The organism is Actinomadura sp. 3N508 (assembly GCF_044326375.1).
Taxonomy (GTDB): Bacteria; Actinomycetota; Actinomycetes; order Streptosporangiales; family Streptosporangiaceae; genus Spirillospora.
This window is the reverse complement of the sequence record NZ_JBIRAX010000006.1, coordinates 264809-278764: the sequence shown is the minus strand read 5'-3', so window position 1 is coordinate 278764 and position 13956 is coordinate 264809. Positions and strand designations below refer to the sequence as shown.

Below are 13956 nucleotides of genomic sequence, written 5' to 3'. Positions count from 1 at the left end.
AGAGTTTTCTCTGCGGTCTACCGTGCTCGGCATGACGAGAGCAATCACGGTCGCGTTGACACTCCTCGCCGGCGTCCTGCTGGGCGCCGTCCCGGCCTCGGCGTCCGGCCCGATCCCGGCGCCGCCCGGCCTGACCTCCGCCGACGTGAGCTTCAACGGGTTCGGTGGCCTCACGCTGCACGGCACGGTGCTGGCGCCGGCGAAGGCCGCCCGGCCCGTGCCGGGCGTCGTGCTGGTCACCGGGTCCGGCGCGGGCGTGCCGCGCGAGCACCTGCTGACGGAGGCGACGGAGTTCGCGCGGCGGGGCCTCGCCGTCCTGATCTACGACAAGAGATCCGTGGGCTACAGCGATTTCCGCCGGTCCTATTCCGAGCTCGCGGACGACGCGCTCGCGGCGGTGGGCGCGCTGCGCGCCCGTCCCGGCGTCGATCCGGCGAAGGTCGGGCTGTGGGGGCTCAGCGAGGGCGGCTGGGTGGCGCCGCTCGCCGCGTCCCGGTCCGCGGACGTGGCGTTCGTGATCGTGGTCGGCGGCAACGCCATGACGCCGATGCGGCAGCAGGTCTGGAACGAGACGTCCGCGCTGCGCCGCGCGGGCGTGTCCGGGTCGCTGATCGAGCACGGCAAGCACAACTTCGCCCGGCTCGGCGCGGACGCGGGCCTGTTCGCCGAGGCGTTCTTCGACGCGCAGGGCGTCCTGGCCCGGGTCCGGCAGCCGCTGCTCGGCGTCTGGGGCGCACGCGACCTCCAGACCCCGCCCGAGGACAACCCGCCGCTGTTCGCGCGGGCGCTCCGCCGCGGCGGCAACCCCCGCTACACCTTCCGCTTCTTCGCCGACGCCGACCACGCCGCGCACGTCACCCCGGACGGCGGCGTCACCCGCGGCGAGGCGCTCGCCCCCGGCTACGCAGATCTCGTCGGCTCCTGGGTACGCGACGTGACGAGCGGGCGGCCGCCGGCCGCCGGCACCGCGACCCCGCCGAAGCAGGACTACGCGAGCGTGGAGATCTCACCGTCGCCATGGTGGGCGTCGTGGCAGATGCAGGTCGCGGCGTTCGCGCTGTTCGTCGTCGCGTTCACCGGCTATCCGCTGGTGGCCCTGGTGCGGCGGCTCCGCGGACGGACGGTGCGGCCGGTGAGCCGGTGGGCGCGGCTGCTCGCGACGGCCGGGCTGACCTCGGTGATCGGCCTGCTCGTCTACATCTTCTACCTCATGGCCGCCGGACGGTCGCCGGACCCGGGGCCGGTCCTGGCGGGCCGGCCGCTGCCGTGGCTGGTGCTGCAGGCGCTCGCCGTCGCGGCCGTCGGCGCGGGGATCGTGACGGCGGTGGCGTGGCGGCGGGCCGCCGCGACCGTCCCGGCGGGCGAGCGCGCCCGGCTGGGGCTGCTGGTCACGGCGGGCTTGGTGTTCGTCCCCTGGGCGGTCTACTGGGGGCTGCTCCTCCCCTGAACGAGAACGCGGCCCCGCTCCGGACGGAGCGCGGGCCGCGTTTCCTCGGCGCGATCGGTGTCAGCCGTTCCTGCCCCAGAGGTAGACGCCGAGGCTCATCGCGAGGACGCTCGCCCAGCTGAACAGGGCGCGGAGGGTGTTCCAGGCCGTCCAGCGGCGGGAGTGGGCCGACCAGATCTTCGCCGCCTCGGACTCGTCCTCCGGGACCGTGACCGCGTCCAGCGCGTTGTTCAGCGGGATGTTCACCGCGAAGCTCGGGACGAGCGCGCCGGCGAAGTACACCCCGCCGGCGACGAAGAACAGGACGGCCGCCGAGTCCTGGTCGAGCGTCAGCAGCAGCACCCCGGCAACGATCGCCAGCACCGGGACCAGCAGGAACATCGCGATGAACACCGGGTTCTGGATCTTCCTGTTCATGCCCTGCATGGCGTCGATCGCCGAAGCCGGGCGCACGGCGTTCAGGCCCGGCATCACGCCGGTGGAGAAGCCGAAGAACGTCCCGGCCATTCCGGCGGCCATGATGATGGAAAGGGTCACCGAGACGGCGGCCAGTGCGGATGTCATCGTCATGCTCCATTTCTTCTCAGCGGTGGGGTCAGGTGGACCAGATGCCGCTGGCCGCGGTGTCCCGGGCGTAGTCGGCGAAGTCCTTCGGCTCGCGGCCCAGCGCGCGCTTCACCCCGTCCGCGGGCTGCGAGTTGCGGCCGTCCAGGATGGTGCCGAACAGGTAGCTCAGGAACTCGACGAGGTCCTCGGGCAGGCCCTGCTGCCTGAGCACGGCGGTGTAGTCGTCCACGGGGACGGAGATGAACGCGACGTCGCGCCGGGCGGCCCGGCCGATCTCGGCGACGGCCTCGGCGAAGGTCAGCGCGCGCGGGCCCGACAGCACGTAGACCTCGCCCGCGTGCCCGGCCTCGGTGAGGGCCGCGACGGCGACGTCCGCGATGTCGTCGCAGTCCACGAACGGCTCCGGGACGTCACCGGCCGGGAGGACGACCTCGCCCTCGCGGACGGGGTCGAGCAGGTAGTCCTCGCTGAAGTTCTGCGCGAACCAGTTCGCCCGCAGGACCGTCCAGGCGAGGCCGGACTCCTGGACGATCCGCTCGCATTCCTCGGCCTCCTCCTCGCCCCGCCCCGACAGCAGGACCACGTGCCGGACGCCGGCGTCCACCGCCGCGGCCGTGAACGCGCGGACGGCGTCGACCGCGCCGGGCGCGGCGAGGTCGGGGTAGTACGACAGGTAGACCTTCTCGACGTCCCGCAGGACGGGGGCCCAGGTGGTCTCGTCCGTCCACTCGAAGGCCGGGGTCGCCGACCGCGAGCCCATGCGGACCGGGACCTCCAGCGCCTCCAGCCGCTCGACGACGCGGCGGCCCGTCTTGCCGGTCCCGCCGAGGACGAGGGTGAGGCCGTTCTCGCTGATGTTCTGCGCGTTGTTCGTCATGCCTTTAAGTCAACAGCCGGGCGGTCCCGGCCACCATCGTTGAGAAGCTCGCCCGCATACGCGAGCGTCTACGCTGAATCCCATGGACGCGCTCACCGACCTCCTCGACGGCCCGCGTGCCCGCGGAGCGTTCATGCTCCGCGCGTCGCTGAACCCGCCCTGGTCGATCCGGATCCAGGACGAGGCGCCGATCTCGCTGATGTCCATGGTGCGCGACGACGCGTGGCTGATCCCGGACGACGGCGACCCCCAGCGTGTCTCCCCCGGCGACATGGTGATCTTCCGGGGCCCCGACCCGTACACGGTGAGCGACGACCCGGTGACCAAGCCGCAGATCGTCATCCACCCGGGGCAGCACTGCACCACCCCCGACGGGACGCCCATGTCCGAGGCGATGGACCTCGGCGTCCGCGCCTGGGGCAACGCCCCCGACGGCTCGACGGTCATGCTGATAGGCGCGTACCAGATGCGCGGCGCGGTCACCCAGCGGCTGCTGTCCGCGCTGCCGCCGATCGCGATCGTGCGCGGCGACACGTGGCGGTCGCCGCTCATCGACGTGCTCGGCGAGGAGATCGGCAAGGACGAGCCCGGCCAGGACGTCGTCCTCGACCGGCTCCTCGACCTGCTGCTCATCGCGACGCTGCGCGCCTGGTTCTCCCGCCCGGACGCCGAGAAGCCCGGCTGGTACCGCGCGCACGGCGACGCGGTCGTGGGCCCGGCGTTGCGGCTCCTGCACGACGACCTGTCCCACCCGTGGACGGTCGCCGACCTGGCGGCCAAGGTCGGCGTTTCGCGTGCGGCGCTGGCGCAGCGGTTCGCGAAGCAGATCGGCGAGCCGCCCATGTCGTACCTGACCGGCGTCCGCCTCGCCCAGGCCGCCGACCTGCTGCGCGAGAGCGACGCGACGCTGGAGGCGGTGGCGCGCCAGGTCGGCTACGGCAACGCGTTCGCGCTGAGCACCGCCTTCAAACGCGAGCACGGCGTCAGCCCCCAGGAGTACCGCACCGGCCTCGCGACCGCCTGAAGCTCCCAGCTCCTACCGCGGTTTGCGGAGGGTGGGCTCGGCGCGGACGACCGTCTCCACCGTTTCGTCGGCGGCGGCCGGGATGAACGGGATGACGAACGCGTAGTCGGCCAGGACGGAGTCGGGGACGTCGCCTGACTCGCCGAACGCGGCGATCTCGCCCCAGCAGGGCGAGCCGAGCGAGCCGCTGCGGTGCCGTACCGACAGCCCGGCGCACAGGTTGGCGAACCGGAGCCGCTCGGCGAGGGAGAGCCCCGCGAGGGTGGCGAACACGAACCCGGCGGCGAACACGTCGCCCGCGCCGGTCGGGTCGAGCGCCTCGACCGGCAGGGCGCTGACCTCGGCCCGCTCCCCCGTCGCCGAGTCGACGGCGATGGCGCCGTCGCCGCCGCGCTTGACCACCACGACCCGGACGCGCCCGGCGAGGGCCTCGGCGGCGTCGGCGGGGGTGTCCGTGCGCGTGTAGGCCATGGCCTCGGCGGCGTTCGGGAGGAACACGTCCACGTGGTCGAGGCGGTCGAGGACCTCGGCGGACCAGGCGCCGGTCTGGTCCCAGCCGAGGTCGCCGAAGACGAGCGTGCCGCGCTCGCGCATCGCGGCGGCCCACGGCGGCAGCGGCCGGTCGACGTCGACGAAGCACGCCCGCGCCGAGGGCGGCGGCGCCTCCGGCGGGCCGCCGGGCGGAGCCGGGACGGGACGCGCGTAGGTCACCATGCTGCGGTCGGAGTCGTAGGCCATCGACACCGTGACCGGCGAGGACCAGCCCGGCACCCGCCGGGACAGGCCGAGGTCGACGCCCTCCTGCTCGGCGAGCGTCCGCCACAGGTAGGCGCCGAACATGTCGTCGCCGAACTCGGCGGCCAGCCCGACGCGCAGGCCGAGCCGGCTCATCGCGATGGCGATGTTGGCGACGCCGCCGGGCGCGGAGCCGAGCCCGTCGGTGACGATCTCGGTGCCGGGCGGCGGCAGCCCCGGCAGCCCGGTGAAGATCATGTCCATGAAGACCCGGCCGGACAGGAACACGTCCAGCGCCAGGGGCGCGCCGGACTCGCCGCCGTGCAGCCGCTCGCCCGCCGGCTCCCGCTCGGCGCAGGGGTCGGCGAGGGACGGCTCGGGCGGCACGCCCCGCCTGCCCGATATGCCTGGTCGGCTCGGCATGGTGGTGTGTGGAATCACGTCTTCCGCCGCATCACGGGCCCCCTCGCTTGGCGCGTTCCCACGGAACCTAGCCGACGCCGCCGACAATCACTCCGGGACGTAGAGGCGAATATCGTCCACCTCCGCCGTCCCCTCGTAGAAATTCATGTGCGGGTCGCCGATCATGAACCGGTCCGGGTAGGCGGACCCGGCGGGCCAGGTGTCGTGGTCGGTGAGCTCACCGCCCGGGCCCTTCCATGTCCAGTCGGCGTTGAACCGGCCGTCGTACTCCTCCGGCCGCTGGTTGTAGTGCCAGATGGGCTCGCCGTCCTGGACGAACGACCGCGTGTACCGGAACGTCGCACGGCCCACATGCGCGAACACTCCGGACATCTCCATCGTATAGGCGCCGCCGCGCCGCTCGATCGCGAAGGTGTAGGGGTGCTCCGGCAGCAGTTCGGGCCGCATGTCGGCGGCGGAGACGATCGCGCCGCCCTTCCTGAACCCGCACTCGCTCTGCATCAGGTACTCGGTGCCCGGCATGGCCGGGTAGCGGCGGTCGTCGGTCATGAACAGCGCGTTGACGCCGTTGCCGGTCCCGGCGGAGTACGGCTCGTACCGCTTGGTGACGGGGTTGCAGTACAGCAGGCCGGAGCCGGTGTACTTGTAGCGGTTGTAGCCGTCCATGGCGACCTTGCGGTGGCCGTGGACGAACACGTTGTTGTGCGGCGCCACCTGCCGGTAGTCCATGATCGACATGTAGTAGAAGCCGTTGGAGTCGGTGCGGACGTTCGCCCACTCGCACTCCGGCCTGGCGAAGTCCCCGCCGGACGCCCAGGGGAAGTTGGTCTTGCAGCCCTCCGGGGAGTAGCCGTTGATCCGGCCGTCCGGGTAGTCCCACGAGCCGCCGCGCTGCCCGCCGAAGTCGAGGCCGCGCAGCGTCATCTCGACCCGGTACTCGGCGGGCAGGTCGCGCGAGGAGCGGATGACGACGCCCGCCTGGTGGGCCGGCTCGTCCAGGTGGGCGACGCCGCCGCGGGAGGTGAGCGTCGGCGGCGCGTCGGGGCGGCCGTCGCCGTCGGCGTCGCGGGCGGCGAGCTCGGCGGTGAGCCAGCCGCGCTTCCCGAACGCGAACGACTTGCGGTAGGTCTTCATCTTCGCGAGCTGCCGCCGGAACGCCGGACCGCCCACGGTGTCGAAGTAGGCGCCGTCGTTGTCGTACATGTCGACGTTGTAGGGGCTGGACGGGCCGTCGCCGTCCGGTTTCCAGGGGGCCTTCCGATCGTCCAGGTGACGGTTGAACGGCTCGTCCGCCACCAGCCGCCACCCGTCGAGGGCGGACGGCCCGGACGGGGCCCCATGGGCCGGGGCCGCGCACAGGGCCGCGGGCAGGACCAGCGGGAGCGTGAGCGCCAGGGCGCCGCGTGCGAGATTCCTCATTCCGCGACGGTAGGACGCCCGCCGTGGCCATGACCATGGCAAAGATCGCCAGATTGGTATTGACCAGTAGCATTTCGGGACATACCGTGTGCCACGACAGGAACGGCATCGAGGGAGGTGAGCGGCGTGACATCCACCGGCGAGTCCCGGTCCGGGGGCACGAAACGGCAGACCGTGCGCCGCGAGCTGCTCGCGATGCTGGACGGCCTGGACGTCGGGGACGCCCTGCCGTCCGAGCGCCGGCTGGCCGCCGAACTCGGCGTGTCGCGGCCCACCCTGCGGCAGGCCATCGACGGGCTCGTCGCAGATGGCCTGCTCGACCGGCGGCACGGGAGCGGCACTTACGTGGCCGAACCCCGGATCGCGGTGTCGCTGACCATGACGTCGTTCACCGAGGACATGATCAGGCGCGGGATGAAACCCGGCGGCCGGGTTCTGTCGTTCCGCACGGAAGCCGCGGGGGCGCGGATCGGCAGGCGGCTGGCCCTGTCACCCATCGAAGAGGTATTTACCATTCGGCGGCTGCGGCTGGCCGACGGCGCCTCGATGGCCATCGAGACGCTGTACCTGCCGCGGTCCCTGCTGCCCGGCCTGCGCCGGCAGGACCTGGAGGGCCAGTCGTTCTACGACCTGCTGCGCGGCGGCGGGATCGTGATCGCCTCGGGCACCGAGACGATCGAGCCGACCGTCACCACCGCCGATGAGGCCGCCGAGCTGGGCGTCCCCGTGCACACGCCGGCGTTCCTGTTCGAGCGGATCACCAGGGACGAGGACGGGCGGCCGCTCGAATACGTCCGGTCCGTCTACCGCGGCGACCGGTACCGCCTGGAGCTCGATCTCAGACCACCGAACCACTAGATCCACCGAATCACTAGATCCACCGAACCACCGACCGCCGTTCCGGGCCTACGGCCGTCCAACCGCGCTGACGGGGGCGACAGCGCACCACCCCACCCCCGAGAAGTGAGGCGACTTCACCATGGACGTCATCAAGGACATCCTCACCTTCCTCGCCGACAACGTCTTCGGCCAGGTGCCGATCCTGATCGGCCTCATCACCCTGATCGGGCTGATCCTGCAGCGCAAACGGTTCGAGGACGTCTTCGCCGGCGCGCTGCGCGCCACGATCGGCGTGGTCATCCTGTTCATCGGCGTCGAGGTGTTCACCGGCGGGCTGACCAGCTTCCAGAACGTCCTCGCCAGCGCGATGGGCACCACCCCGCCGAAGGCCGACAAGACCCTGGCCGGCTTCCTCACCGACCAGGGCGGGACCGTCGCGCTGGTCATCACGGTCGCGTTCCTCGTCCACGTGCTGATCGTGCGGCTCTTCCCGGCGGCCCGGTACCTGTACCTGACCGGGCACCTGATGTTCTGGGTCAGCACGGTGACGGTCGCGTCGCTGGTGACGATCGCGCCGGGCGCCGACCAGCTCACGCTGGTGCTGTGCGGGGCCGGGTTCGTCGCCGCGTACTGGACCGTCCAGCCGCTGTGGATGCGGCCGCTGATGCGCCGCGTCATGCCGGACGACCGGTTCGGGTTCGCGCACACCAGCTCGCTCGCCTGCCTGATCACCGGGTACGCGGCGCGCCCGCTCGGCAGCCGCGAGAAGCACGACACCGAGAAGCTGAAGCTGCCCCGCCAGCTGTCGTTCTTCAAGGACGTCAACGTCAGCACCGCGCTGATCATCTCCGTGATCATGCTGATCGGGGTCGCGCTCGCCGACGACGGCGTGGTGAGCAAGGCCGCCGCGGAGCTGGACCCCAAGCTGTCCCCATGGGTGTGGGCGCTGCTGGTCGGCCTGCGGTTCGCGGGCGGCATCGCGATCCTGCTGTTCGGCGTGCGGATGTTCCTCGGCGAGATCGTCCCGGCGTTCAAGGGGTTCAGCGACAAGGTCATCCCGGGGACCCGGCCCGCCCTGGACGCGCCCACCGTGTTCCCCGTCGCGCCGACCGCCGTCATGGTCGGATTCGTGGCCTCCACCGGCGTGTTCCTGGTCTGCCTGGGCGTGTTCGCCGGGATCGGCTGGTTCACCCTCGCCCCGCCGATGATCATGCTGTTCTTCGTGGGCGGCGCGGCCGGGCTGTTCGGCAACGTGGTGGCGGGCTGGCGCGGCGCCGTCCTCGGCGGCGTGATCACCGGGCTGATCCTCGCGATCGGGCAGGCCGTCACCTGGGACCTGTTCGAGAAGACCGCGCCGGAGCTCGCCACCCTCGCCGACCCGGACTGGTACGCGATCGCGTGGCTGCTGAAGGCGGTCGACCCGGTCATCGGCGACGCCTCGGTCTGGGCCGTGCCCGCCGTCGCGCTCGCCGCGACGGTCGCGACGCTGCTGATCCTCGGCCGCGCCGAGAAGCGCCGCGAGGGCACCGGCCCGGCGTCCGACGACAAGGCCCCCGCGAAGGCCTGACCACCATCCGAAGGGGAAAAGGGACCGACATGGCAATCGACCGGCAACTGGAGATCCTCGCGGTCTGCGGCGTCGGCATGGGCTCCAGCCTCATGCTCAAGATGACCGCCGAGGACGCGCTCCGCTCGCTCGGCGTGGACGCCCGGGTGGAGAACACCGACGTGTCCACGGCGCGCGGGATGACGCCCGACGTGGTGATCGGCCAGGGCATGCACACCAGCGAGATCGCCGATCTCGCGCCCGTCGTCATCACGATCAGCGACTTCCTCGACAAGGAGGGCCTGGAGGCACAGCTCCGCGAGCACCTGACCGCGCAGGGCTGGCTTTCATGACGATCGTCACCGCGACCGACGCGATCACGGCGAACGACTGGCGGGAGGCCGTCCGGAAGGCGGCCTCAGCGCTGGTCGACGCGGGCGCGGCCGGGGACGGGTACCCGGACGCGTGCGTCCGGGTGGTCGAGGAGAACGGCCCGTACATCGTGCTGACGAAGGGGCTCGCGCTCGTCCACGCCCGCCCGGAGGACGGCGGGCTCGCGGTCGGCGTCGGCGTGACCCGGCTGGCGACGCCCGTCGAGTTCGGCCACCCCGACAACGATCCCGTCGACCTGCTCCTCGCGTTCTGCACGCCCGACCCGGACGCGCACGTCGGGACGCTGTCCGGCGTGGCCCGCGCCCTGTCGGGCGGGCTGGCCGGCCGGCTCCGCGCCGCGTCCGGCCAGGACGACCTCATCCGCACACTCAAGGAGGCCCTTCCCGATGACTGAGACCCGGCAGCAGCACCCCGACCGGGTGCGAACCCTTCTGGACGACCTCGACGCCGCCTCCGGCGAGGCGATCGGCGAAGCCGCCGGGCTGCTGCTGGACTCGGTCGAGGCGGACGGGATCGTGCACGTCGCCGGCGCGGGGCACTCGCTGGCGATGGTGCTGGAGACGTTCTACCGGGCGGGCGGCCTCGCCGCCGTCCGCCCGATGTGGGACCCGCGGGTCTTCCCGCTCACCGACGCCGTGCGGAGCACCAGCGCCGAGCGCGAGGCCGGCGTCGGCCGCGCCGTGGTCGAGGAGGTCGCGCCCGCCCCGCCCGACGTGGCGGTGGTGTTCTCCACCAGCGGCCGCAACCCGTACCCGGTCGAGATCGCCGAGGAGTGCGCCGCGCGGGGCGTCCCGGTGATCGCGGTGACCTCGGCGCGGGCGTCGCGGCGCGCGGCGGCGCGGGCGTCGACGACGCTCGCCGACCACGCCTCGATCGTGCTCGACACCCGCGTCCCGCCCGGCGACGCCGTGCACCCGGCGGCGGCGCCGCGCACGGCGGCGGTGTCCACGATCCTCGCCGCCTACACGTGGTCGCGGGTCCTGGCCGCCCTGGACGACCTGGCGGCGGCGCGCGGCGCGGCCCCGCTCCGCTGGACGAGCGCGAACGTCCCCGGCAGCGACGAGCTGAACGTCGCGCTGCTCGAGCGGTACCGGCACCGCGTCCCCGAGCTGACCGGGAACGGGCCGTCCGGCCCCCGCCCTGTGGGATGATGCGGGGCGGGCGGACCGGAGCGAGGAGCGAGATGACGACCACACCGGCCGGGGACGACCTGCACACCGTCTTCACGCGCGCGGACCTCGGCGGCGACCAGAGGCTCGACCTGATGGAGTTCACCCTCGTCCTGGAGGACCTCGGCCTGTCCTGGACGCGCTCCGAGACGCAGGACAGGTTCGAGAAGGCCGACAGCAACCTCGACGGGTTCATCTCCTACGAGGAGTTCCGCGCCGTCATGGAGGCCCAGGGCTAGGGTCCCTGGGCTCCCGCGCCTAGACTCGGCGGCCCCGCAGCGCGCGGTAGGTGCGGACGAGCGCGGCCGTGGACGCGTCCGGCGTCTCCCGCGGCGGTTCCTCCGCGGTGAGCGCGGGCGCGAGGTCCATCGCCATGACCTTGCCGAGCTCGACGCCCCACTGGTCGAAGGAGTCGATCCCCCAGACCGTCCCCTCGACGAACACGATGTGCTCGTAGAGGGCGACGAGCGAGCCGAGCGTCTTCGGGGTGAGCTTCGGCGCCAGGATCGTGCTCGTCGGCCGGTTGCCCGGCATGACCTTGTGCGGGACGACCGCGGCGGGCGTCCCCTCGGCGGCGATCTCCTCGGCGGTCTTGCCGAACGCGAGCGTCGAGGTCTGCGCGAGCATGTTCGCCATCAGCAGGTCGTGCATGCCCGCGCGGTCCTCGAACGGCTCGGCGAAGCCGATGAAGTCGGCGGGGACGAGCCGGGTGCCCTGGTGCAGGAGCTGGTAGAAGGCGTGCTGCCCGTTGGTGCCGGGCTCGCCCCAGAAGATCTCGCCGGTCTGCGCGACGACGGGCGCGCCGTCCGCCCGCACCGACTTGCCGTTCGACTCCATCGTGAGCTGCTGCAGGTAGGCGGGGAACCGGGCGAGGCGCTGGCTGTAGGGCAGGACGGCCCGGGTCTGCGCGCCGAAGAAGTCGGTGTACCAGACGCCGAGCAGGCCCATCAGGACGGGCATGTTCGCCTCGAACGGCGCGCTGCGGAAGTGCTCGTCGATCTCCCGGAACCCGGCGAGCATCTCCCGGAACGCCTCCCCGCCGATCGCGATCATCAGCGCGAGGCCGATGGCGCCGTCGAAGGAGTAGCGGCCGCCGACCCAGTCCCAGAAGCCGAACATGTTGGCGGTGTCGATGCCGAACTCGGCGACCCGCCCGGCGTTGGTGGACACGGCGACGAAGTGCCGGGCCACGGCCTTGTCGTCGCCGCCGAGCCCGTCGACGAGCCACTGGCGGGCGACCTTGGCGTTGGTGAGGGTCTCCAGCGTCCCGAACGTCTTGGACGCGACGACGAACAGCGTCCGCTCGGGGTCGAGGCCGGCGAGCTTCCCGACGATGTCGGCCGGGTCGATGTTCGACACGAACCGGCAGGAGATGCCCGCGCCGGCGAAGTCGTGGAGGGCCTCGTAGGCCATGGCGGGCCCGAGGTCGGAGCCGCCGATGCCGATGTTGACGACGGTGGTGATGGGCTTGCCGGTGAAGCCCGTCCATTCGCCGGAGCGGACGCGTCCGGCGAAGTCGGCCATCCTGTCGAGGACGGCGTGCACGTCGGCGGCGACGTCCTGCCCGTCCACCGTGAGGGCCTCGCCGGGCGGGAGCCGCAGCGCCGTGTGGAGGACGGCGCGGTCCTCGCTGACGTTGATGTGCTCGCCGGAGAACATCGCGTCGATCCGCCCGCGCAGCCCGGCCCGCTCGGCGAGGGCGACCAGCAGCCGCATCGTCTCGGCGGTGGCGCGGTGCTTGGAGTAGTCCAGGTGGAGGTCCCCCGCCGTCACGGTCATGCGGCCGACGCGCCCCGGATCGTCGGCGAAGAGCTCGCGCAGGTGCCGCCCGGCGAGCGCCGCCTGGTGCTCGGCCAGCGCGGACCACTCGGGCGACTCGGTGATATCTGCCATTGCCTCTCTCATCTCCTCGGCGGGTGAGGCGCGCCGACGTCCCCCGCGGCGCCGCCCCGTCCCCAACCGGCGATCATAGGTCGACCGCGCGTGACCGTAGCAGCACCGCCCCCTCCCCCGCAGCGAAGCGGCGCGACCCCCGAGGTCAGCCGGGCTCGGCGGCCAGCACGGGGACCGGCTGCGCGGCGGCGGGGGCGGGCTGCGCCGCGGCGCGGGCGGCAGCGGCGGCGCGGGCCCGGCGCACCCGGGCCAGGCCGTAGGCGGCGGCGACGGCCGCGGCGAGGCTGACCGCTCCGGCGGAGACCAGCGCCGTGCGCGGGCCGAGGGTGTCGCACAGCACGCCCAGCGCCGGGCCGCCGACCGCGCCGGACGCGGCGCCGACCATGCCCTGCGCGGCGATGACGCGGCCGCGCAGGTGGCCGGGGCTGTCCAGCTGCGAGCGGGTGCTGACGGTGGTGTCCAGGACGACCGCGGACGCGGCGATCGGCAGCATCGCGGCGCCGAACAGCAGCAGGTTCGGCGCGACGCCGCTGAGCATCTGCACGGCGCCGCACAGCGTCGCCGTGATCAGCAGCAGCCGGAGCGGGAGGCGGGCGCGGGAGGCCGCGTAGACGCCGCCGAGGACGGTCCCGACGGCGAACGCCACCGACAGCGCGCCGTACCCGCCGGCGCCTGCGTCCAGCGGGCCCTGGCTCATCGCCGCCATGGTGACCTGGTAGTTGCGGCCGAGGCTGCCCAGCACGAACGCCAGCCCGAACATGATCAGGAGCCTGGGCGAGCCGAGGACGTACCGGAACCCGGCCGTGACCCCCCGCTCCCCCGGCTCGGCCGGCGGCAGCGCGTGCAGCTCCCTTGGGCGCATCAGCGCGACGGCGACCAGGACGCCGAGGAAGCTCACCGAGTTCGTCGCGAACGCGCCGGGGACGCCGGCGATGGGGATCACGACCCCGGCGAGGCTCATCCCGAGGATCCGCCCGCCGGAGCTGAGCACCGAGCCGAGGGCCAGCCCGTTGGACAGGTCCTCAGGCCCGACGACCTCGGCGCCGAACCGGCCGAGGGCGGGGGAGGTCATGGCCGTGACGACGCCGGACACCAGCGCGATCGCGTACAGCCCCGCGGTGCCGGACGGGTCGCCCGCCGCGATGACGGCGAGGACCCCGGACAGCAGCGCCTGCACCGCCTGCCCGGCCGCGACGACGTACCGGGCGGGCAGCCGGTCGGCGATCACGCCGCCCCACGGGCCGAGCAGCATTGTCGGCAGGGCCTGCAGGACCAGGCCGAGCCCGACGCTGGTCGCCGAGCCCGTGATGGACAGGATGAGCCAGTTCATCGCGAGGACCTGCATCCACGTCCCGGTGATCGAGACGAGGTCCGCGACGGCCCACAGCCGGTAGTTGTGATGGCGCAGCGAGCGCAGCATCACCGGGAAAGCCAAGGTCTTCTACCCCCAAAGGTCGTACAAAGCGAATTGAACGCCGGGGCTCCTTGGCGCGTTCCAAACCGGAGAAGTGTATGAGCTTTGTCACGTTTGCGCTGGTCATAGGCCAGGTGACCTGGCACTGCGCGAATCCGGCCGTGGGGCCGGGGCTAGGCTCGCCCTCGGCCGCCCCCGCTCCGGGGCGG

General features: G+C 72.8%; 14 protein-coding genes. 8 read left to right on the top strand and 6 right to left on the bottom strand.

The genetic code is table 11. The annotated features are described in order from the left end of the window. Nucleotides 1-31 precede the first annotated feature (31 nt). Nucleotides 32-1447: an alpha/beta hydrolase family protein gene (locus ACH34S_RS23030; protein ID WP_395954820.1), complete on the top strand. Its 1416-nt coding sequence runs from the start codon at nt 32-34 to the stop codon at nt 1445-1447. A gap of 60 nt (nt 1448-1507) precedes the next feature. Here ACH34S_RS23030 and ACH34S_RS23025 read toward each other — a convergent pair whose 3' ends face one another. Both ACH34S_RS23025 and ACH34S_RS23020 read right to left on the bottom strand, forming a co-directional pair. Continuing rightward, on the bottom strand, nt 1508-2011 hold the full coding sequence (locus ACH34S_RS23025) for a DUF1772 domain-containing protein (RefSeq protein WP_395954819.1): 504 nt from the start codon (nt 2009-2011) through the stop codon (nt 1508-1510). Nucleotides 2012-2042: 31 nt separating this feature from the next. Then, the gene (locus ACH34S_RS23020) at nt 2043-2891 is read right to left on the bottom strand and encodes an NAD(P)H-binding protein (RefSeq protein WP_395954818.1); all 849 of its coding nucleotides are present in this window, start codon (nt 2889-2891) and stop codon (nt 2043-2045) included. An 82-nt stretch (nt 2892-2973) separates the two neighbouring features. Between ACH34S_RS23020 and ACH34S_RS23015 the strand changes: the two genes are divergently transcribed. Continuing rightward, the gene (locus tag ACH34S_RS23015) at nt 2974-3915 is read left to right on the top strand and encodes a cupin domain-containing protein (protein ID WP_395954817.1); all 942 of its coding nucleotides are present in this window, start codon (nt 2974-2976) and stop codon (nt 3913-3915) included. A 12-nt stretch (nt 3916-3927) separates the two neighbouring features. On the opposite strand, the gene ACH34S_RS23010 is transcribed toward ACH34S_RS23015, so the two are convergent. Further along, nucleotides 3928-5073 carry a carbohydrate kinase family protein gene (locus ACH34S_RS23010; RefSeq protein WP_395954816.1) on the bottom strand — a complete coding sequence of 382 codons (1146 nt, stop codon included), beginning with the start codon at nt 5071-5073 and terminating at the stop codon, nt 3928-3930. A gap of 87 nt (nt 5074-5160) precedes the next feature. After that, nucleotides 5161-6492: a hypothetical protein gene (locus tag ACH34S_RS23005; protein WP_395954815.1), complete on the bottom strand. Its 1332-nt coding sequence runs from the start codon at nt 6490-6492 to the stop codon at nt 5161-5163. Between the two features lie 126 nt (nt 6493-6618). Between ACH34S_RS23005 and ACH34S_RS23000 the strand changes: the two genes are divergently transcribed. The 6 genes from ACH34S_RS23000 (at nt 6619) to ACH34S_RS22975 (ending at nt 10679) form a co-directional block, all read left to right on the top strand. Then, entirely contained in the window at nt 6619-7350 is a 732-nt protein-coding gene (locus tag ACH34S_RS23000) for a GntR family transcriptional regulator (RefSeq protein WP_395954813.1), read from the top strand. A gap of 121 nt (nt 7351-7471) precedes the next feature. Then, the gene (locus tag ACH34S_RS22995) at nt 7472-8899 is read left to right on the top strand and encodes a PTS ascorbate transporter subunit IIC (protein WP_395954811.1); all 1428 of its coding nucleotides are present in this window, start codon (nt 7472-7474) and stop codon (nt 8897-8899) included. A 29-nt stretch (nt 8900-8928) separates the two neighbouring features. Further along, a complete protein-coding gene (locus ACH34S_RS22990) occupies nt 8929-9231 on the top strand; it encodes a PTS sugar transporter subunit IIB (protein ID WP_395954810.1) in 303 nt (100 codons plus the stop codon). Continuing rightward, nucleotides 9228-9665 carry a PTS sugar transporter subunit IIA gene (locus ACH34S_RS22985; protein WP_395954809.1) on the top strand — a complete coding sequence of 146 codons (438 nt, stop codon included), beginning with the start codon at nt 9228-9230 and terminating at the stop codon, nt 9663-9665. The genes ACH34S_RS22990 and ACH34S_RS22985 overlap by 4 nt, the downstream gene beginning before the upstream one ends. After that, entirely contained in the window at nt 9658-10422 is a 765-nt protein-coding gene (locus ACH34S_RS22980; RefSeq protein WP_395954808.1) for a sugar isomerase domain-containing protein, read from the top strand. The genes ACH34S_RS22985 and ACH34S_RS22980 overlap by 8 nt, the downstream gene beginning before the upstream one ends. 32 nt (nt 10423-10454) lie before the next feature. Next, nucleotides 10455-10679, top strand: coding sequence for an EF-hand domain-containing protein (locus ACH34S_RS22975; protein ID WP_395954807.1), 225 nt, complete (start codon nt 10455-10457; stop codon nt 10677-10679). Between the two features lie 19 nt (nt 10680-10698). On the opposite strand, the gene pgi is transcribed toward ACH34S_RS22975, so the two are convergent. Both pgi and ACH34S_RS22965 read right to left on the bottom strand, forming a co-directional pair. Continuing rightward, nucleotides 10699-12333: a glucose-6-phosphate isomerase gene (gene pgi / locus ACH34S_RS22970; protein WP_395954806.1), complete on the bottom strand. Its 1635-nt coding sequence runs from the start codon at nt 12331-12333 to the stop codon at nt 10699-10701. A gap of 145 nt (nt 12334-12478) precedes the next feature. Then, on the bottom strand, nt 12479-13768 hold the full coding sequence (locus tag ACH34S_RS22965; RefSeq protein ID WP_395954805.1) for an MFS transporter: 1290 nt from the start codon (nt 13766-13768) through the stop codon (nt 12479-12481). Nucleotides 13769-13956: the final 188 nt, after the last annotated feature.

What these genes read in the sequence shown, in the direction of transcription:
- ACH34S_RS23030 (WP_395954820.1), top strand. Translation starts at nt 32, where the DNA reads ATGACGAGAGCAATCACGGTCGCGTTGACACTCCTCGCCGGCGTCCTG.
- ACH34S_RS23025 (WP_395954819.1), bottom strand. Translation starts at nt 2,011, where the DNA reads ATGACATCCGCACTGGCCGCCGTCTCGGTGACCCTTTCCATCATCATG.
- ACH34S_RS23020 (WP_395954818.1), bottom strand. Translation starts at nt 2,891, where the DNA reads ATGACGAACAACGCGCAGAACATCAGCGAGAACGGCCTCACCCTCGTC.
- ACH34S_RS23015 (WP_395954817.1), top strand. Translation starts at nt 2,974, where the DNA reads ATGGACGCGCTCACCGACCTCCTCGACGGCCCGCGTGCCCGCGGAGCG.
- ACH34S_RS23010 (WP_395954816.1), bottom strand. Translation starts at nt 5,073, where the DNA reads ATGCCGAGCCGACCAGGCATATCGGGCAGGCGGGGCGTGCCGCCCGAG.
- ACH34S_RS23005 (WP_395954815.1), bottom strand. Translation starts at nt 6,492, where the DNA reads ATGAGGAATCTCGCACGCGGCGCCCTGGCGCTCACGCTCCCGCTGGTC.
- ACH34S_RS22995 (WP_395954811.1), top strand. Translation starts at nt 7,472, where the DNA reads ATGGACGTCATCAAGGACATCCTCACCTTCCTCGCCGACAACGTCTTC.
- ACH34S_RS22990 (WP_395954810.1), top strand. Translation starts at nt 8,929, where the DNA reads ATGGCAATCGACCGGCAACTGGAGATCCTCGCGGTCTGCGGCGTCGGC.
- ACH34S_RS22985 (WP_395954809.1), top strand. Translation starts at nt 9,228, where the DNA reads ATGACGATCGTCACCGCGACCGACGCGATCACGGCGAACGACTGGCGG.
- ACH34S_RS22980 (WP_395954808.1), top strand. Translation starts at nt 9,658, where the DNA reads ATGACTGAGACCCGGCAGCAGCACCCCGACCGGGTGCGAACCCTTCTG.
- ACH34S_RS22975 (WP_395954807.1), top strand. Translation starts at nt 10,455, where the DNA reads ATGACGACCACACCGGCCGGGGACGACCTGCACACCGTCTTCACGCGC.
- pgi (WP_395954806.1), bottom strand. Translation starts at nt 12,333, where the DNA reads ATGGCAGATATCACCGAGTCGCCCGAGTGGTCCGCGCTGGCCGAGCAC.